Origin of the sequence: Nonomuraea sp. MTCD27 (assembly GCF_041950495.1) — a bacterium.
Lineage (GTDB): Bacteria > Actinomycetota > Actinomycetes > Streptosporangiales > Streptosporangiaceae > Nonomuraea.
Genome location: NZ_JBGNUW010000012.1, coordinates 152,079 through 170,453 on the forward strand (window position 1 = coordinate 152,079; position 18,375 = coordinate 170,453).

The following is an 18,375-nucleotide window of genomic DNA, read 5'->3' on the forward strand; positions in this document are numbered from 1 at the left end:
GTGGGACAAATCAGACGCCGGTGAAAACCCTGTTCACGTCGGCCGTGGCCAGCACCCCGTAGATCTCGCCACCGTCCTCGACGAGCAGGTATTCGCTGCCCGGGGCCGCGCGCATGGCCTCGATGAGCGGCTCGCCGGTCAGGTCGGCCGCGAGCATCATGGTGGGCTCCAGGGTCTTGGCCAGGGAGCCGACGTTCACCCAGGGGCGGCGGTGCTCGGGGGTGGCCTGGACGGCGGCCTCGCTGACGATCGCCAGCGGCCTGCCCTCGTGGTCGACGACGACCAGGGCGCCCGCCCGGCGCTCGGTGGCCTGGCGCAGCGCCTCGGCCAGTGGCGTCTCGGCGCTCACGGGGATGGCCCGGCGCGCCAGGGCGCGCGCGTTGACCTGCGGGATGCGCTGGCGGATCTTGGCGATGCGCAGCGACTGGCTGGCGCCCATCCAGATGAACGACGCCAGCACCAGCGGCCACACCAGGTCGACCGGGTCGATGTCGCGCCCGCTGGACAGCGCGGTCGCGACCGGGAACACCACCAGCAGCGCGGCCAGCACCCGCCCGCCCCAGGCCGCCACGATGGTGCCGGAGCCGGGGTTGCTGGTGAGCTTCCACACTCCGGCGCGCAACATCCGGCCGCCGTCGAGCGGCAGCCCGGGCAGCAGGTTGAACACGCCGACGATGAGGTTGGCGAACCACAGCTGCCAGGTGAGCACCTCGAGGATGCCGCCGTTGTTGATCACCCAGACGTCGGCGGCCAGCCCGATCCCGGCCAGCCCGAGGGACAGCGCGGGCCCCGCGGCGGCGACCATGAACTCCTTGCCCGGCGTGGGCGGCTCCTTCTCGATCTCCGACACCCCGCCGAGGAGGTAGAGGGTGATCCTGCGGACCGGCAGGCCGTACGCCTTGGCCAGGACGCTGTGGGCCAGCTCGTGCAGCAGCACCGAGACGTACAGCAGCACCGCGAAGAGGAACGCCACCCCGTACGCGGCGACGCTGTCGAGCTCGGGCAGCATCTGCCGCATCTGTGGCCCGAACATCACGGTGATGAACGCCGCCACCAGGAACCATGTCCACGAGACGTACACCGGAATGCCGAACGGCTTCCCCATCCGAAGACCGGAGAACTCCCGCCGCGGGCTTTGCTCGCTCACCGCACTCCTTGAACGTCCATTACGTGCTGTTGCTGCCTTGATGCTACGCGCCGGATCACGTGATCCTCGTCCCGCGGGCGTTATTCTGTCGGGGTCTTGACCTAGAGTGCGGTGCATGACGTTGACCGAACCGGTGATCATCGGAGCTCTCTCCCCGTCCCGGGCGGGCGATTTCATGACGTGTCCGCTGCTCTACCGCTTCCGGGTGATCGACCAGCTCCCCGAGAAGCCGTCGCAGGCGGCGGTGCGCGGCACGGTGGTCCACGCGGTCCTGGAGCGCCTCTACGACCTGCCGGCGCCGCGGCGCTCGGTGCGGGCGGCGCTGGAGCTGCTGGAGCCGCAGTGGGAGCGGCTGCTGGCCGACGACCCGCAATACGCGCGGATGTTCACCGACGACGCGGAGCAGGCCGAGTGGCTGGGGCAGGCGCGCGGCATGCTGGAGCGCTACTTCACTCTGGAGGACCCGACGCGGCTGGAGCCGGCCGAGCGGGAGCTCTACGTGGAGGCGGTGCTGGACGGCGGGCTGATGCTGCGCGGCTACGTCGACCGCCTCGACGTGGCGCCCACCGGTGAGGTGCGGGTGGTCGACTACAAGACGGGCAGCGCGCCGGGTCCCGACTTCGAGGCCAAGGCGCTGTTCCAGATGAAGTTCTACGCGCTGGTGCTGTGGCGGGTGCGGGGGCAGGTGCCGCGGCTGCTGCAGCTGGTCTACCTGGGCGGCCAGGGCGAGGTGCTGCGGTACGCGCCCGACGAGGCCGACCTGCTGGCCACCGAGCGCAAGGTGATGGCGTTGTGGGCGGCGATCGAGCGGTCGCTGGAGACGGGCGAGTGGCGGGCGCGGCGCAGCCGGCTGTGCGACTGGTGCGACCACCAGGCACTGTGCCCGGAGTTCGGCGGCACCCCACCGCCGGTGCCCGACCGGCAACCGGGCGACACGGTCCGCAGCAGCCGCCGCTCGGCCACCGACGAACTCTGACCGACGACCGTCCGTACTGACCCACGACCGTCCGTCCGACACGTGGCCGACCGCTCTGGCGAGCAGCCGTCCCTCCGACACGCGACCGTCCCTCTGACGCGCGCGACTGTCCCACTGAGGCGCGCGGACGTCCAAAGGCGCACCCACCAACACGCGGATGCCCTAGCGGCACGCGAGGTGTGAGGCGGGGGCGGCGGCGATGCGCGGGGCCCGAGGGAGCGCGCGGGTTCAGGGCCTGGAGGCCGCCCGGCATCCTGGCGGCGCCGACAGGCGGGGCCGGCGGACGGAGCGGGCGCGGACGGGGCGGGGTCGAGGGTGGCTGAGGTGCGGCGCGGCCGGTGGGGGGCTGGTGGCGTGGGTCGTCCCGGATGGTCCGCGGCGGACTCGGGTGCGTGGGTGGGCGGGTTTGGGGGCTTATCCTCCCGAGGGAGGAGGTTGAGGGCTCTCACCTGGTCTTACAGTGAAGCCGTGCGCATAGATCGGAGCAGGCTCCACGACACGGTGCTCGCCGGGCTCGTGGCCGCGATCTCCGTGGCGCTGTTCGTGCTCTACGGGCCCGATCGCCTGCAGGCCGAGGGGCTGCCTGTCGGGGGAATGCGGCGGCCCGACGCGCTCGGGGTGCTGCTGGTGGTGCTGGCGTGCGTCCCGGTTGCGGTGCGCCGTCGCTGGCCGCTGGCGGCGCTGTGCGCGGGGCTGGTGCCGGAGACGTTCCTCAACGTGTTCGGTTACGGCACCGGCATGTCCAGCCTGTCCGGCCTGGTGCTGCTGTATTCGGTGGCGTCCTACCGGGGGCTGGCGATCGCTCTGGGCGCGCTGCTGCTGTCGCTGGTGACGTACGTGACCGGCGCCGTCGCCGGGCCCGTGCGGGCGGCCGGCTGGAACGAGTACGTGGTCGTCGCCGTGGTCCTGGTGGCCGTGTGGGGCGCGGGCCGGAGCCTGCGGTTGCGCCGGGCGTACCTGGAGGAGCTGAAGGACCGGGCGACCAGGCTGGAGCGGGCGCACGCGGCCGACACGCGGGCGGCGCGGGCGGAGGAGCGGTCGAGGATCGCCCGCGAGCTGCACGACGTGGTCGCCCACCACGTCAGCGTGATGACCGTGCAGGCCGCGGCGGCGCGGCGGGTGCTGGCCTCCGACCCCGAGCTGGCGCGCGAGGCGCTGTCGGCGATCGAGCACACGGGCCGGATGGCGATGACGGAGATGCGCAACATCGTGGGCGTGCTGCGTACCGACTCACGGGCGGACGCGCGGGCCGAGCTGGGCCCGCAGCCGGGTGTGCGGGACCTGCCGGCACTGGTGGAGCAGATGCGGGAGGCGGGGCTGCCGACGCGGCTGCGGACGGAGGGCGAGCCGGCGCCGCTGCCCGCGGGTGTGGACCTGGCGGCCTACCGGCTGGTCCAGGAGGGGCTGACCAACAGCCTGCGGCACGCGGGCGCGGGGGCGGAGGCCGTGGTGACCGTCCGCCATGACGCGCACGAGCTGGACGTGCGGGTGGAGGACGACGGCCAGGGCGCGCCGCGGGAGCCGGCCGGGGAGATGTCCCTGCCGCCAGGGCATGGTTTGGTGGGGATTCGCGAACGGGTGGCCCTCTATGGTGGAATCCTGAGCATCGGTCCGCTGCCGGGGGGCGGTTTCGGGGTGCGGGCAAGGTTCCCGTTGAAGGACGGCCAATGACGATCAGAGTGCTGCTGGTGGACGATCAGCCGCTGCTGCGTACCGGTTTCCGCCTGATCCTCGAGGCCGAGCCCGACATCACGGTGGTGGGGCAGGCCGGCGACGGCAAGGGCGCGCAGGAGCAGACGCGGGCGTTGCTGCCCGACGTGGTGCTGATGGACATCCGGATGCCCGGGGTCGACGGCATCGAGGCCACGCGCCGCATCGTGCGCGAGGCGGCGCCCGCGGCGCACGTGCCGAAGGTGCTGGTGCTGACGACGTTCGACCTGGACGAGTACATCGTGGAGGCGCTGCGTTCGGGCGCGTCCGGGTTCCTGCTGAAGGACGTTCCGCCAGACGAGCTGGTGCAGGCGATCCGGGTGGTGGCGGCCGGCGACGCGATCGTGGCGCCGAGCGTGACGCGGCGGCTGCTGGACAGGTTCGCCACGCGGCTGCCGTCGGCGTACGAGCAGGCCGCTCCGGCGCGGCTCGACCGGCTGACCGAGCGGGAGCTGGAGGTGCTGCGGCTGATCGCCAAGGGCATGTCCAACGCCGAGATCGCGGCCAAGCTCGTGGTGAGCGAGACGACGGTGAAGACCCACGTCGGCAACGTGCTGACCAAGCTGGGGCTGCGCGATCGGGTGCAGGCCGTGGTGCTCGCCTACGAGACCGGCCTGATCACGCCGGGCGCCATCTCCTGAGGCCGGTCACGCCCATCTCCTGAGGGCATCGCGCCGGGCGCCATCCCCTCGATGCCGGTCACGCCGGGCGCCATCCTCTGAGCGGGCGCCCGGCGTTTCAGGCAGGCTCAGCCGGCCTTGCCGGCCACCTCCGGCGTCGCCGGGGCGTTCTCCGGGAAGTGGCAGGCCACCCGGTGGCCGCTGGCGAGCTCCTCCAGCGGCGGCTCGACCTGCTTGCAGATCTCCTGCGCCTTCCAGCAGCGGGTGTGGAAGCGGCAGGCGGGCGGCGGGTTGAGCGGGCTGGGCACGTCGCCGGTCAGCCGGATGCGCTCGCGTTCCTTGCGCGCCTTCGGGTCGGGCACGGGCACGGCCGACATCAGGGCGTTGGTGTACGGGTGCATGGGCGAGCTGTAGAGCCGCTTGCGGTCGGCGATCTCCACGATCTTGCCCAGGTACATGACCGCCACCCGGTCGCTGATGTGCCGCACCACCGACAGGTCGTGGGCGATCACCACGTAGGTCAGGTCCAGCTCTTTCTGCAGGTCTTCGAGCAGGTTGACGACCTGGGCCTGGATCGACACGTCGAGCGCGGAGACCGGCTCGTCGGCGATGATCAGCTTGGGCTTGAGCGCGAGCGTGCGGGCGATGCCGATGCGCTGGCGCTGCCCACCGGAGAACTCGTGCGGGTAGCGGTTGTAGTGCTCGGGGTTGAGCCCGACCAGCTCAAGGATGTCCTGGACGGCCTTCTTGGTGCCGTTCTCGGTCCTGATGCCCTGGATGCGGAAGGGCGCGCCCACGATGGCGCCCACCGTGTGGCGGGGGTTGAGCGACGAGTAGGGGTCCTGGAAGATCATCTGCATGTCGCGCCGGAGCGGCCGGAGCCGGCCCTGGCTCATGTGCGTGATGTCCTGGCCCTCGAAGACGACCTCGCCGGCGGTGGGCTCGAGGAGCCGGGTCACCAGCCGTCCCGTGGTCGACTTGCCGCAGCCGGACTCCCCCACGAGGCCGAGCGTCTCGCCCTTGAACACCTCGAAGCTGATCCCGTCCACGGCCTTGACGGCGCCGACCTGCCTTTTGAGCAGGCCCTTCGTCACCGGGAAGTGCTTCTCCATGTTATGCACGGAAAGAAGCGGCTCATTCTCGCTCACTGGATCTCCAGCACTGGCTTGATCTCGTTCTCCCATAGGCCCTGCCGCTCGCTCCTGCTCATGTGGCAGCGTACGAGGTGGCCTCCCTCGGTCTCGGCGAGGGCCGGCACCTCGGTGGCGGCCTTGTCCCCGGTGCGCTCGGCGTACGGGCAGCGCGGGTGGAAGGCGCAGCCCGGCGGCACGTTGATCAGGGACGGCGGCGAGCCCTTGATCGGCAGGAGCCGTTCGGTGGGCTCGCGGTCCAGGCGGGGCATGGAGCCGAGCAGACCCCAGGTGTAGGGGTGCTCGGGCCGGTAGAAGATGTCGTCGGCGGAGCCGTACTCGACGCATTTGCCGCCGTACATGACGAGGATGTCGTCGGACAGCTCGGCCACCACGCCCAGGTCGTGCGTGATGACGATCAGCGCGGAGTTGAACTCCCGCTGCAGGTCACGCATGAGGTCGAGGATCTGGGCCTGCACGGTCACGTCGAGCGCGGTGGTCGGCTCGTCGGCGATGAGCAGCTCGGGGTCGCAGGAGAGCGCCATGGCGATCATCGCGCGCTGCCGCATACCGCCGGAGAACTCGTGCGGGTAGCTGTCGACCCGGCCGGCCGGCTCGGGAATGCCGACGCGGCCGAGCATGTCGATGGCGTGCTTGCGGGCCACCTGCTTGGAGACGTCGTTGTGGATGCGGTACGCCTCGATGATCTGGTGGCCGACCGTGTAGTACGGGTGCATCGACGACAGCGGATCCTGGAAGATCATCGCCATCTTCTTGCCGCGCAGCCGGCGCACGTGCTCGGCGGAGGCGCCGTTCAGCTCCTCGCCGTCGAGCCAGATCTCCCCGGAGATCCGGGCCCGGCCGCCCTTGTGCAGGCCGAGCACGCCGAGGCTGGTCACGCTCTTGCCGGAGCCGGACTCGCCCACGATGCCGAGGGTCTGACCGCGCTCGACGCTGAACGTCAGCCCGTCGACGGACTTGACGAGACCGTCGTCCGTCGGGAAATGGATCTTCAGGTCCTTGACGTCAAGGAAGCTCATGACAACCTCACCCTCGGGTCGACCACCGCGTACAGGAGGTCGACGACCAGGCTCGCCACCACCACGAAACCGGCGGCGACCAGAACCACGCCCATGACCTGAGGCAGGTCCTGGTTCCTGATGGCCAGAATGGCGAACTGGCCGAGCCCGGGCAGAGTATAGGTGGTCTCGGTGAGGACGGCGCCGCCGATGAGCAGGCCGAAGTCGATGCCGAACAGGGTCAGGATCGGGGTGAGCGCGGCGCGCAGGCCGTGTTTGACCACGACCCGGCTCTCGGACAGGCCCTTGGCCCTGGCCGTGCGGATGTAGTCCTCGCCCATCGTCTCCAGCATCCCGGCCCGCGTCAGGCGGGCGTAACCGGCGGCGAACAGGAACGCCAGTGTGATCCACGGCAGCAGCAGGTTGTAGGCCCATTGCGCCGGATTCGCGGTGAAGTCCGTCCACGCGCCACCCGGCGGCGTCCAGCCCAGGCCGTAGCTGAAGACGACCAGGGAGATCATGCCGGTGAAGAAGATGGGCAGCGACACGCCGGCCAGCGCGGTGCCCATCGAGAGGCGGTCGAAGAAGCTGCCTCTGCGCAGCGCGGAGAGCACGCCCACGCTCACGCCGGCCACCACCCAGATGAGCGCGGCGCCGATGGCCAGGGAGAAGGTCACCGGCAAGCGGTCGACCAGGTCAGGCCAGACGGGCTGCCCGCTGATGAAGGAGTAACCGAAGCAGGGGGCGGGGCACTGCTCGACGCCCGCACCGTAGTCGTACTCGGCGCCGGCGAAGATGCCCTTGACGAATCTGCCGTACTGCACGACCACCGGATCGTTGAAGCCCAGCCGCTCGGCCACCAGGTGGACCGTCTCCGGTGTGGCCGCCCGGCCTACGTAACGCGACGCGAGGGCCTCGGGTGTCGCCCCGGCCCACTGCGGCACGACGAAGAAAATGCCGAACGTGACCATGCTGATCACGATCAGCATGGCGAACGCGCCGATTAGACGCCTGATGATGTATGTGACCACCGCTACCGGCCGAGTGGCCCGCCCGCCGCCGGGCGGGCCACTCCTGCCTTCACCTGCCTTCGCTAGATCCCCGAACCCCGCCTGGTCACTCGACGCCGAGCATCACGTAGTCGTACATGCTCTGGCCCTCGTTGTAGGCGACGTTCGTCAGGCCCTGACCCCGCATGAGCAGCGACTTGGCCCACACGACCGGAAGGATGGAGGCGTCCTCCATGACCTTCTTGTCGACGTCGACCCAGAGCTTGGCGCGGGCCGCCTCGTCGAGCTCGGCCGAGGCCTGGTCGATGAGCTTGTCGACCTCGGAGTTCTTGACGCTGAGGTTGTAGTTGCCCGCGTCGCGGATGGTGCGGCTGTCCACGATGGCCTGCATGAAGCCGTAGCCGTCGGGCCAGTCGGAGCCCCAGCCGTGACCGGCCAGGCCGATGCCGTTCTTCTTGACGTAGTCGACGTTGCCGGCGTAGTCGGAGAAGTAGCTGGAGCCCGGGAAGCCCTTGAGCTCGAGCTTGATGTTGACCTTGGCCAGCGCCTGCTGCATCGACTCGGCCAGCGCCTTCTCGCGGGGCCGGTCGGAGCGGAACGCCATGGTGGTGGAGAAGCCGTTCGGCTGGCCACAGGCGGCCAGCGCCTGCTTGGCCTTGTTCACGTCACCCTTGTTCTCCGGGGTGGCGTACAGGTCGAACTTCTCCTGGCCGACGATGGGCGGCGGCATCACGTTGGTGGCGATGTCACCGCCGGCGAGCGGGCCTCCGTAGGCGGTCTGGTTGGCGACGCGGTCGGCGGCCCAGAGGACTGCCTTGCGGCACTCGACGTTGTCCAGCGGCGGCGTGTCCGGGATGACCGAGACGTACCAGAGCCTGGGGATCGTCGGGTTGTCCGTACGGGCCTTCAGCGCCGGGTCGGGAAGGACCTTGCCCAGGGCGGCCGGCTGCATGCCGGTGCCGGGGATGTCCAGGTGGATGCTGCCCGAGATGAGCTGGTTGTCCAGGTCATCGGCGTTGACGTTGAGCTGGACCTCGATCCGGTCCGGCAGCGCGGGACGGTTCGGGTCGGTCGCGGGGTCCCACTGGTCGTTTCGGACCATGGTGAAACGCTTGCCGATCTCGTTCGTCTCGAACTTGTACGGGCCGGAGGAGACGACCTTCTCCTTGTACTTCGCGCCCGTGTCCTTGTCCTTCGGCACCGGCGCGGTCATCGGCATCTGCACGATGTAGTCCATGGACGCGAACGGCTTCTTCAGGTGGAAGACAACCGTCGAGTCGTCGGTCGCCTCGACGGCCGACTTGTAGTCCACGTCGGGGGTCTTGTAGACGCCCTTGAAGTCCTTCGGCCAGTCGAGCAGCTCGTTCAGGTAGGAGGGACCGTGGGGGAAGGTCTCCTTGTCGAACGACCGGGCCACGGCGTAGGCCACGTCCTTGGCCGTGATCGCCGCGCCGTCCTCGAACTTCAGGCCGCTCTTGAGCTTGTACGTCCAGGTCTTACCGTCGTCACTGGGGGTGCCGAGCCCTTCGGCCAGGTCGGGGACGACGGTGTTGCCCTCAGGGCCGGGACCCGTCTTGTACATCGTCAGCGTCCGCCAGTAGAACCGGCCGAAGTTGAACGAGTAACCGTAGTAGGTGTCGCCCGGGTCAAGGCTGTCCCAGTCGGCGGAGTGGGCCGCCTTGAGCGTCCCGCCCTTCTTGGTGGACGGGTTGTACACCTGGGTCAGACCGGCGTTGAACGCGGGTTGCGCGGCACCGCCGGACGCCGACTGGGCGGGCTGTTGTGGTGTGCCGCCACCTCCGCCGCCACAGGCGGAGAGCACCAGGGCGAGCGCCGCTGTCGCGGCTCCTGCCAGTGCGTGTTTCCTTCTCATTGACTAACCCCTTGATTAGTGAGATGGGGGATGGAGCGATGGCGAAGATCAGCGTGCGCGCGGGTCGAAGGCGTCCCGCAGTCCGTCACCGAACACGTTGAACGCGAGAACGGTGATGAAGATCGCCAGACCCGGGAAGAGCACGAAGTGGGGCAACGTGTAGAAGCGGACCGCTTCGGAGAGCATGCCGCCCCAGGTCGGGGTGGGCGGGTTGATGCCGACGCCCAGGAAGGAGAGCGCGGCCTCGAAAAGGATGTTGGTCGGGATGAGCAGGGTCGAGTAGACCAGGATCGGCGCCATCAGGTTCGGCAGCACCTCGCGGAACAGGATGTAGCCGTTACGGGCTCCCAGGCTCTTGGCCGCGTCCACGAACTCGCGCTCGCGCAGCGACAGGGTCTGGCCGCGGACGATGCGGCCGATGCTGGGCCAGCTGAAGAAGCCGATGATGAAGATCAGCATCGCGATGCGCAGGCCGTTGCCCTCCAGGCCGAATCCCTTGTCGGGGATGACGCCCGCCAGCGCGATGGCGAAGACCAGCAGCGGGAAGGCCAGGAAGACGTCCATGAGGCGGCCGATGACCTGGTCGACCCAGCCGCCGAAGTAGCCGGCGATGACGCCCAGCGTGGTGCCGATGATGACGGACAGGATCGTGGCCAGGAAGCCGATCAGCAGCGAGATCCACGCGCCCGCGACGATCCGGCTGAAGATGTCACGGCCGTTGACCGGCTCGACACCGAGCAGGTATTCGCCGCTCATCCCACCGAAGGAGCCCTTGGGCAGGAGCGTGCTCTGGTCGATCGCGTCCTGGTGGAACTCCAGCGGCGGGTGACCGAACGCGGCGATGATGGGCGTGGAGAAGATCGCCACGAGGATCAGCAGCACGACGACCACGCCGCCGGCCAGGGCGACCTTGTCACGGCGTAGCCGCATCCAGGCGATCCGGGTGAGCGAGCGGCCCTGGATGGCCTTGCCCGCTCCCACGAGCACCGACTCCGGATGCGCTTCTGCGGCGGAACCGGAAACGTCTAGCGGTGCGGTCATGCCGAATTGCCCCCTGCTGCCCAAACGACGCGTCTTTTTCGCGTACTGACTTTAGACCGCGAGTCGCGACCTCAGGAGGCAGAATCTATGGCCTGAGCTGGACTGACTAGTCCCTCCGGCTGCTATGTGGCTCAACTGTGATTGACGCGAAACTCATTCGTATCGATCTTGATCTGAATGTCCGGGCCCTGTCCCGGTTGCGTCTCGGAACTGTGACACAACGCGGGATCAACTGATTCCACGGCGTTTGAGCAGTTCCTCGATGTCGGAGAAGTCGTCATCGCCCTTCGCCTTCTGCGACGTCTTGGGTGCCGCGGCGGCGGCCGGCGGCCGGCTCGCGACGGCCGGCTTTTCAGCTGAGGGCTTAACGGGACGCTGTCCCTCGCCCGCCTCCGGCGCGCTCTTGTTCTTCCTGCGGCGGCCCAGCTTCCGGCCGCGCATGACGCCCGACACCACGAACAGCACCGCCGACAGCCCCGCCACGGCCACGCCGATCCACACGGTCGGGTTGAAGACCAGGCTGGTCACGAAGCCCACCACGGTGGTGCCGATGGTCCACAGCGCCTGCAGCGCGCCGGTCAGGTAGGCCGCCACCGGCAGCAGGGCCCAGGCGGCCATCCGCATGCCCGCGGCCGCTCCCCTGCGTTTGAAGGCCAGGAACGCCAGGACCAGCCCGGCGATGCTCACTCCGGCGCACAGTGGCAGCCAGGCGATCGCATTGAAGGTACCCATCTCGCCGCCCCCTTGTCGTGGCTCCTGATGTCCATCCTGGCACGCGGAGGCCCGTCCGCCTCCTCCGTGAGAACCACTTTTCCCTTAGGGGAACGCTCAGGAGCCCACCAGAGTTCTCAGGTCCTCGACCCTGATCTCCGTCAGGGACGAGACCACCAGCCGCCCGGGCGCCGCCTCGACGGGCAGCAGGCTCGGGACGGCCACGACGGCGCAGCCCGCCGCGGTCGCGGCGGCCACGCCGTTCGGGGAGTCCTCCAGGACGACGCAGCGCACCGGCTCCACGCCGAGCAGCCGGGCGGCCGTCAGGTACGGCTCAGGGTCCGGCTTGGTACGGGTGACGTCGTCGGCCGTCACGACGCAGTCGAAGCGCTCCCTGCCGAAGCCCTTGAGCACGGCGTCGGCGATCTGCCGGAGCGAGGAGGTGACCAGCGCCACGGGCACCCCCTCGGCGCGCAGGGCCTCGAGCAGCTCGGAGGCGCCCGGCATGACGTGCACCCCGTCCGTCAGCCGCGCCACCATCCCGCCGGTCATCCACTCGCTCACCGTCTCGGGCGGCACGTCGGCCCCGGACACGGCCAGCATGTAGTCGACCGTCCGCTCCATGGACCCGCCGACGAGGTGGGCCTGGTGCGCGAGCGTCCACTCGGCGCCGAGCCTGGCCATCACCTCGGTCTCGATCTCCAGCCAGACCCGCTCGCTGTCGACCAGCAGCCCGTCCATGTCGAAGAAGACCGCTTCCAAGCCCCGCCCCCGATCCGTAGTGCCTGCGTGAGATTGTGCCCGGTGTGCGTGAACGGCGGGCGAGAGCGCCACCGCCCGCCCGTGAACGCCCGGCGCGCCCCTCCGTACCGGCCGGTGAACGCCCGGCACTCCTCGGAACTCCTGACGCTCCTCGGAACGCCCGGACGCTCCTCCGAACGCCTGGCGCCCTCCCGTGCCGCCGGTGAACGCCCGACGCCCCTCGGAACGCCTCCTGGCGCCCCTCCGTGCCGCCCGTGACCGCCGGGCACTCCCCCGGCCGGGATCCGGCAGGGGGAGGGTCAGACGTTGAAGTATTTCGCCTCGGGGTGGTGGGCGACCAGCGCGGAGGTGGCCTGCTCGGGGTGGAGCTGGAACTCTTCCGACAGCGACACCCCGATGCGCTCGGGCTCGAGCAGCTCGAACAGCTGCTTCTGGTCCTCCAGGTTGGGGCAGGCCGGGTAGCCGAAGGAGTAGCGGCAGCCCTGGATGTTGACCTTGAGCATGTCGTCGAGCGACTCCTCGCCGCCGATCCCCCACTCGGAGCGCACCCGGGCGTGCCAGTATTCGGCCAGCGCCTCGGTGAGCTGCACCGACAGGCCGTGCAGCTCCAGGTAGTCGCGGTAGGCGTCCTTCGCGAACAGCTCGGCCGTGGCCTCGGAGATCTTCGACCCCATGGTCGCCACCTGGAAGCCGACCACGTCGACCTCACCGGAGTCCTTGGAGCGGAAGAAGTCGGACAGGCACAGGTGCCGGTCGCGGCGCTGGCGCGGGAAGGTGAAGCGGGTGCGCTCGTTGCCGTCGTCGCCCAGGATGATCAGCGAGTCGCCGTCGGAGACGCACGGGAAGTAGCCGTAGACGACGGCCGCCTCCAGGAGCCCCTCGGTCTGCATGCGCTCCAGCCACATGCGCAGCCGCGGCCGGCCCTCGGTCTCGACCAGCTCGTCGTAGCCGGGCCCGTCGCCGCCCCTGGTGGGCTTGAGCCCCCACTGGCCGAGGAACAGCGCCCGCTCGTCGAGGAAGGCGGAGTATTCGCCCAGCGAGATGCCCTTGACGACGCGTTCGCCGTGGAAGGGCGGCGTCGGCACGGGGTTGTCGGCCGCCACGTCGGAGCGGGCCGGCAGCTCCCCGACCGGCGTGCGGGCGAGCACCGCGCCGGTCTTGACCCGCCGCTCGCGCAGCGGCGGCAGCGTCGCGCCCGCCACGCCGCGCTTGACCGCCATGAACGCGTCCATCAGCCGCAGCCCCTCGAACGCGTCGCGGGCGTAACGCACCTCGCCCTCGAACAGCTCGGCGAGGTCCTGCTCGACGTAGGCGCGGGTCAGGGCGGCGCCGCCGAGCAGCACCGGGTAGCGCTCCGACAGGCCCCTGGAGTTCATCTCCTCCAGGTTCTCCTTCATGATGACCGTCGACTTCACCAGCAGCCCGGACATGCCGATGACGTCGGCCTTCTGCTCGTCGGCGGCCTCGAGGATGGCCGAGACCGGCTGCTTGATGCCCAGGTTGACGACCTGGTAGCCGTTGTTGGACAGGATGATGTCCACGAGGTTCTTGCCGATGTCGTGCACGTCGCCCTTGACGGTGGCCAGCACGATGCGGCCCTTCGTCTCGCCCTCGACGCGGTCCATGTGGGGCTCGAGGTAGGCCACGGCGGACTTCATCACCTCGGCCGACTGCAGCACGAACGGCAGCTGCATCTGCCCGGAGCCGAACAGCTCGCCGACCGTCTTCATGCCGTCGAGCAGCACCTCGTTGATGATCTCCAGGGCGGGCCGCTGGTCCAGCGCGCTGTCGAGGTCGGCCTCCAGGCCCTTCTTCTCGCCGTCGATGATGCGCCGCTTGAGCCGCTCCCACAGCGGCAGCGCGGCCAGCTCCTCGGCCTTGCCGGCGCGCATGGCGGCGGCGTCGACGCCCTCGAACAGGTCCATGAACCTCTGCAGCGGGTCGTAGCCCTCGCGGCGCCGGTCGTAGACCATGTCGAGCGCGACCTGGCGCTGCTCGTCGGGGATGCGGGCCATCGGCAGGATCTTGGAGGCGTGCACGATGGCGGAGTCGAGCCCGGCGTTGACGCACTCGTTGAGGAACACCGAGTTGAGCACCATGCGGGCGGCCGGGTTGAGGCCGAAGCTGATGTTGGACAGCCCCAGCGTGGTCTGCACGCCCGGGTAGCGGCGCTTGAGCTCGCGGATGGCCTCGATGGTCTCCAGGCCGTCGCGCCTGGTCTCCTCCTGGCCGGTGGCGATGGGGAAGGTGAGGCAGTCGACGATGATGTCCTCGACCCGCATGCCCCAGTTGCCGGTCAGGTCCTCCACCAGGCGGGTGGCCACGCGCACCTTCCAGTCGGCGGTGCGGGCCTGCCCCTCCTCGTCGATGGTCAGGGCGACCACGGCCGAGCCGTGCTCGCTCACCAGGCGCATGATCTTCTGGAAGCGGGAGTCGGGGCCGTCGCCGTCCTCGTAGTTGACGGAGTTGACCGCGGCGCGCCCGCCCAGCATCTCGAGCCCGGCCCGCAGCACCTCCGGCTCGGTCGAGTCGAGCATGATCGGCAGCGTGGAGGCGGTGGCGAAGCGGAAGGCCAGCTCCTTCATGTCGGCCACGCCGTCGCGGCCGACGTAGTCGACGCACAGGTCGAGCATGTGGGCGCCGTCGCGGGCCTGGTCGCGGGCCGTCTCGACGCAGTCGTCCCAGCGGCCTTCCAGCATGGCCTCGCGGAAGGCCTTGGAGCCGTTGGTGTTGCAGCGCTCGCCGATGGCCAGGTAGGAGGTGTCCTGGCGGAACGGGACGGTCTGGTAAAGAGAGGACGCGCCGGGCTCCGGGTGCGGGCGGCGGTTCGCGATCTCCTTGCCGCGCACCCTCTCGACCACCTGGCGCAGGTGCTCGGGCGTGGTGCCGCAGCAGCCGCCGACCAGGGACAGGCCGTAGTCGCGGGTGAAGGACTGGTGGGCGCCGGCCAGCTCTTCCGCGGTGAGCGGGTAGTACGCCCCGTCGGCTGTCAGCACCGGCAGGCCCGCGTTGGGCATGCAGGACAGCCGGAGCCGGGAGTGGCGGGCGAGATAGCGCAGGTGCTCGCTCATCTCGGCCGGGCCGGTCGCGCAGTTGAGGCCCACCACGTCGACGCCGAGCGGCTCGATCGCGGTCAGGGCGGCGCCGATCTCGGAGCCCAGCAGCATCGCGCCGTTGGTCTCGATCGTCACCTGGGCGATGATCGGGACGTCGCGCCCCGCGTCTTCGATGGCCCGCCTGGCGCCCACGACGGCGGCCTTGACCTGGAGCAGGTCCTGGCAGGTCTCGATGATCAGCGCGTCGGCGCCGCCCGCGATCAGGCCGGCCGCGTTGTCGCGGTAGGCGTCGCGGAGGCTGGCGTAGGGCAGGTGGCCGAGGGTCGGGAGCTTCGTGCCGGGACCCATGGAGCCGAGCACGAAGCGGGGCTGGTCGGGGGTGGACCAGTGGTCGGCGGACTCGCGGGCGATCCTGGCGCCCGCCTCTGAATATTCATAGACACGGTCGGAGATGTCGTATTCGCCGAGCGCGGCCATGTTGGCACCGAAAGTGTTGGTCTCCACGCAGTCGACGCCCACGGCGAAGTAGGCGTCGTGGACGCCGCGCACGATGTCGGGCCGGGTGACGTTGAGCACCTCGTTGCAGCCCTCGTGGCCGTGAAAGTCGTCGAGCGTCGGGTCCTGGGCCTGGAGCATCGTGCCCATCGCGCCATCGGCCACGATGACACGCTGGGACAACACTTCGCGGAAGGACGGGGAGATGCTCATGGGGTAGAGCTTATCGGGTGCGCTTCCAGCGCCGTTCGAGTGCGGCTTGAGTGCCGGGCGGGCCGGCTTCGGGGCGCTCGCGCTGTCGCCTTCCGGGGACGAGCGCTATCGTACGTCACGTCATTGACAGGACGTCTAATTGGGGGCTCCATGGCCTACCGCACCGTCCTCGTCGGCACCGACGGGTCCGCCTCCTCCTTCCGCGCCGTCTCGGCGGCGGCGTCCCTGGCCGGGGCGACCGGGGCCACGCTCGTGCTGGCGTGCGCGTACCTGCCGATGCGGGAGAGCGAGCGGGCCGCGGCGGCCGAACGGCTCGGCGACCTGGCGTACAAGGTGAGCGGGTCCACCCCGGCGGACGACGCCCTGCGGGCGGCGCGCGAGCACGCCGTGGCGGCGGGCGCCACCGAGCTGGTCCTGGCGGCCGAGCAGGGTGAGGCGGTGGACGTGCTCATATCCCTGGCCTCCCGGCACCGCGCCGACCTGCTGGTGGTGGGCAACCGGGGGCTCAACAGCCTGGCCGGGCGGCTGCTGGGGTCGGTGCCGTCGGGCGTCACCCATCGGGCCTCGTGCGACGTGCTCGTCGTGCACACCACCGCCGGCGGCCGCTGACCCCCGCCCGCCCGCCGGCGGGCGGCACACCTCTATATAGCCGGTCCTCGCCCGGGAGCGCTCACAGGCCCCCGGGCGAGCGGGTTTCGCGGGGCGCGAACGGCATGCGCGGGGGCCGGACGCCGGCCGCGGGCGGAGGGCGGGCGAACGCCCGGCGCCGGCGCGACGGCCACCCGGCGGCCCGGGTGCGGGGACGCGGGGCGGTGTGCGGGGCGACCAGCCGCTACCCGCCTCCACCGCTCTCCCGCCTCCGGCCCCCGCCACCGGCCCCCGCGATCCCGGGCCGGCGAGGCCGCGCCGCTCCCCCGCCGGCCGGTGTACCGCGAGGCCGCGCCCGGCGGGCGTTCGCGGAGAGATCGGTGACGGTGATGCCTCCTTACCGCATAGGCTTAGCGGGACGATGGAGAGAGGAGGCGACACGTGATAGAGCTCGAAGGGCTCCCCGAGCTCGTCGACCCGGTGCTCATTGCCGCGTTCGAGGGGTGGAACGACGCGGGCGAGGCCTCCAGCGGTGTGATCGCCCATCTCGAGTCCGCCTGGAAGGCCGAGCCGCTGATCGCGCTCGACCCCGACGACTACTACGACTTCCAGGTGACCCGCCCCGTGGTGGAGATGAACGACGGGCTGGCCCAGTCGATCGTGTGGCCGACGACGCGGCTGCTGCGCGCCCGGCCGCCGGGGCTGGAGCGCGACGTCGTGCTGCTGCGCGGCATCGAGCCCAACATGCGCTGGCGCTCGTTCTGCTCCGACATCATCTACATCTGCCGCGAGCTGGGCGTCGAGCTGGCGGTCATGCTCGGGGCGCTGCTCAACGACTCTCCCCACACCCGTCCCGTGCCCATCCTGGGCGGCGCGACCGACGCGGGGCTGGCGCGTTCGACCAACCTGGAGCTGAGCCGCTACGAGGGCCCGACGGGGATCGTAGGGGTGCTGCAGCACGCGTTCGGCCAGGCGGGGCTCGACGCGATCTCGCTGTGGGCGTCGGTGCCGCACTACGTCGCCCAGCCGCCCAACCCGAAGGCCACGCTCGCGCTGCTGCGCCGGCTGGAGGATGTGCTGGAGATCCCGATGCCGCTGGGCGACCTCGACGAGGAGGCGCGGGCGTGGGAGCGTGGCGTGGACGAGCTGGCCTCGCAGGACAGCGAGGTGGCCGAATACGTCAAGGAGCTCGAGGAGCGCAAGGACGCCGCCGAGTTGCCGGAGGCCAGCGGGGACGCGATCGCGGCCGAGTTCGAGCGCTACCTGCGGCGCAGGGACAACCGCGACACTGACAGCTAATCTTCAGGGATTAAATCCGACAATTTTTCGCGGTTTCGGGTAATAATCGGGGACCCGTACAAGATTACATCAAGTTGGGACCCCAGATTTAAGTCACCCGAAACCTGAAACCCGGCTTCGCACGTGATGCCTACTCAACTAACCGCGCACGTTAGGCATGCCATGGCGACATCCCACGTAGATCCGCACCAGAGGAGCCAGGACACCAGGCGGCGCATCCTCGAGATGGCCGTCTCACTCAGGGAGGACCGCAGCGGCGGCTCGGTGGATTACTTCCTCGCCCTGCTGCAGGACCGGCTCCCGTTCTGGCTGAGCATTCTTCACGATTTATCCCACCGCATTGGAAAAGGGTCTGTAACGGACAACCTTCTACCAATCGCTCGTGCGGGCATCGAATACTACATAGACGTACAAAGTGCCGCACTTCCCGCCTTCACCTCCCCGAACGTGACCGTCCGCTTCCGCCACGCCATCCGCGAGACAGGGCTCGGGCCCCGTACGGAGACCGCGCCGCTGGCCGCCTACCTGGCGGCCGAGCAGCAGCTGGGAAGGGTACGGCACGACGTGGACCCGGAGGCCAGCGCGCGACTGCTGATCGCGGGCTGCTTCCACCGGGCCTACATCGAGATGTTCATCGGCTCCGACGGAGGGCCCGGGCAGGACGAATCCGCCCAGGAGATCGTCCGGGAGCTGCGGCTGGAACCGGTCGTCCAGCCCGCCTGACC

The 18,375-nt window shown here is 70.0% G+C and carries 15 protein-coding genes; 6 read left to right on the forward strand and 9 right to left on the reverse strand.

Annotated elements, in window-relative coordinates; all coding sequences use genetic code 11:
- Nucleotides 1–10 precede the first annotated feature (10 nt).
- The gene (locus ACBJ59_RS32325; protein ID WP_375113992.1) at nucleotides 11–1,147 is read right to left on the reverse strand and encodes a site-2 protease family protein; all 1,137 of its coding nucleotides are present in this window, start codon (nucleotides 1,145–1,147) and stop codon (nucleotides 11–13) included.
- Between the two features lie 115 nt (nucleotides 1,148–1,262).
- On the opposite strand from ACBJ59_RS32325, the gene ACBJ59_RS32330 reads away from it, so the two are divergent.
- From ACBJ59_RS32330 to ACBJ59_RS32340, 3 genes are all read left to right on the forward strand, one after another.
- Nucleotides 1,263–2,123 (forward strand): RecB family exonuclease, encoded by an 861-nt coding sequence (locus ACBJ59_RS32330; protein ID WP_375113993.1) that lies wholly within the window; start codon nucleotides 1,263–1,265, stop codon nucleotides 2,121–2,123.
- Between the two features lie 468 nt (nucleotides 2,124–2,591).
- A complete protein-coding gene (locus tag ACBJ59_RS32335) occupies nucleotides 2,592–3,794 on the forward strand; it encodes a sensor histidine kinase (protein WP_375113994.1) in 1,203 nt (400 codons plus the stop codon).
- The gene (locus ACBJ59_RS32340; protein ID WP_364135064.1) at nucleotides 3,791–4,474 is read left to right on the forward strand and encodes a response regulator transcription factor; all 684 of its coding nucleotides are present in this window, start codon (nucleotides 3,791–3,793) and stop codon (nucleotides 4,472–4,474) included. Before ACBJ59_RS32335 ends, ACBJ59_RS32340 begins: the two co-directional genes overlap by 4 nt.
- Nucleotides 4,475–4,581: 107 nt before the next feature.
- On the opposite strand, the gene ACBJ59_RS32345 is transcribed toward ACBJ59_RS32340, so the two are convergent.
- From ACBJ59_RS32345 to metH, 8 genes are all read right to left on the reverse strand, one after another.
- On the reverse strand, nucleotides 4,582–5,565 hold the full coding sequence (locus ACBJ59_RS32345; protein WP_375113995.1) for an ABC transporter ATP-binding protein: 984 nt from the start codon (nucleotides 5,563–5,565) through the stop codon (nucleotides 4,582–4,584).
- 32 nt (nucleotides 5,566–5,597) lie between these two features.
- Nucleotides 5,598–6,623, reverse strand: a complete 1,026-nt coding sequence (locus ACBJ59_RS32350; protein ID WP_375113996.1) for an ABC transporter ATP-binding protein — start codon at nucleotides 6,621–6,623, stop codon at nucleotides 5,598–5,600.
- Nucleotides 6,620–7,633 (reverse strand): ABC transporter permease, encoded by a 1,014-nt coding sequence (locus ACBJ59_RS32355; RefSeq protein WP_375113997.1) that lies wholly within the window; start codon nucleotides 7,631–7,633, stop codon nucleotides 6,620–6,622. Before ACBJ59_RS32355 ends, ACBJ59_RS32350 begins: the two co-directional genes overlap by 4 nt.
- 85 nt (nucleotides 7,634–7,718) lie before the next feature.
- The gene (locus ACBJ59_RS32360; protein ID WP_375113998.1) at nucleotides 7,719–9,485 is read right to left on the reverse strand and encodes an ABC transporter substrate-binding protein; all 1,767 of its coding nucleotides are present in this window, start codon (nucleotides 9,483–9,485) and stop codon (nucleotides 7,719–7,721) included.
- A gap of 48 nt (nucleotides 9,486–9,533) precedes the next feature.
- Entirely contained in the window at nucleotides 9,534–10,526 is a 993-nt protein-coding gene (locus tag ACBJ59_RS32365) for an ABC transporter permease (protein ID WP_375113999.1), read from the reverse strand.
- A 228-nt stretch (nucleotides 10,527–10,754) separates the two neighbouring features.
- On the reverse strand, nucleotides 10,755–11,258 hold the full coding sequence (locus ACBJ59_RS32370) for a cellulose synthase (RefSeq protein WP_375114000.1): 504 nt from the start codon (nucleotides 11,256–11,258) through the stop codon (nucleotides 10,755–10,757).
- A 96-nt stretch (nucleotides 11,259–11,354) separates the two neighbouring features.
- A complete protein-coding gene (locus ACBJ59_RS32375; protein ID WP_375114001.1) occupies nucleotides 11,355–11,999 on the reverse strand; it encodes an HAD family hydrolase in 645 nt (214 codons plus the stop codon).
- A gap of 299 nt (nucleotides 12,000–12,298) precedes the next feature.
- Nucleotides 12,299–15,763, reverse strand: a complete 3,465-nt coding sequence (gene metH / locus ACBJ59_RS32380) for a methionine synthase (protein ID WP_375114002.1) — start codon at nucleotides 15,761–15,763, stop codon at nucleotides 12,299–12,301.
- A 150-nt stretch (nucleotides 15,764–15,913) separates the two neighbouring features.
- Here metH and ACBJ59_RS32385 point away from each other — a divergent pair, with 150 nt between their 5' ends.
- The 3 genes from ACBJ59_RS32385 to ACBJ59_RS32395 all read left to right on the forward strand — a co-directional run bounded on the left by ACBJ59_RS32385 (nucleotide 15,914) and on the right by ACBJ59_RS32395 (nucleotide 18,373).
- Nucleotides 15,914–16,372, forward strand: a complete 459-nt coding sequence (locus ACBJ59_RS32385) for a universal stress protein (RefSeq protein ID WP_375114003.1) — start codon at nucleotides 15,914–15,916, stop codon at nucleotides 16,370–16,372.
- Nucleotides 16,373–16,792: 420 nt separating this feature from the next.
- Nucleotides 16,793–17,650, forward strand: coding sequence for a PAC2 family protein (locus tag ACBJ59_RS32390; protein WP_375114004.1), 858 nt, complete (start codon nucleotides 16,793–16,795; stop codon nucleotides 17,648–17,650).
- Nucleotides 17,651–18,097: 447 nt separating this feature from the next.
- Nucleotides 18,098–18,373, forward strand: a complete 276-nt coding sequence (locus ACBJ59_RS32395; RefSeq protein ID WP_364135032.1) for a TetR/AcrR family transcriptional regulator C-terminal domain-containing protein — start codon at nucleotides 18,098–18,100, stop codon at nucleotides 18,371–18,373.
- The last annotated feature ends 2 nt before the right edge of the window (nucleotides 18,374–18,375 follow it).

Excerpts from the sequence above, each read along its gene's own strand:
- ACBJ59_RS32330 (WP_375113993.1), top strand. The coding sequence starts at position 1,263 with ATGACGTTGACCGAACCGGTGATCATCGGAGCTCTCTCCCCGTCCCGG.
- ACBJ59_RS32340 (WP_364135064.1), top strand. The coding sequence starts at position 3,791 with ATGACGATCAGAGTGCTGCTGGTGGACGATCAGCCGCTGCTGCGTACC.
- ACBJ59_RS32345 (WP_375113995.1), bottom strand. The coding sequence starts at position 5,565 with ATGGAGAAGCACTTCCCGGTGACGAAGGGCCTGCTCAAAAGGCAGGTC.
- ACBJ59_RS32350 (WP_375113996.1), bottom strand. The coding sequence starts at position 6,623 with ATGAGCTTCCTTGACGTCAAGGACCTGAAGATCCATTTCCCGACGGAC.
- ACBJ59_RS32360 (WP_375113998.1), bottom strand. The coding sequence starts at position 9,485 with ATGAGAAGGAAACACGCACTGGCAGGAGCCGCGACAGCGGCGCTCGCC.
- ACBJ59_RS32365 (WP_375113999.1), bottom strand. The coding sequence starts at position 10,526 with ATGACCGCACCGCTAGACGTTTCCGGTTCCGCCGCAGAAGCGCATCCG.
- ACBJ59_RS32370 (WP_375114000.1), bottom strand. The coding sequence starts at position 11,258 with ATGGGTACCTTCAATGCGATCGCCTGGCTGCCACTGTGCGCCGGAGTG.
- metH (WP_375114002.1), bottom strand. The coding sequence starts at position 15,763 with ATGAGCATCTCCCCGTCCTTCCGCGAAGTGTTGTCCCAGCGTGTCATC.
- ACBJ59_RS32385 (WP_375114003.1), top strand. The coding sequence starts at position 15,914 with ATGGCCTACCGCACCGTCCTCGTCGGCACCGACGGGTCCGCCTCCTCC.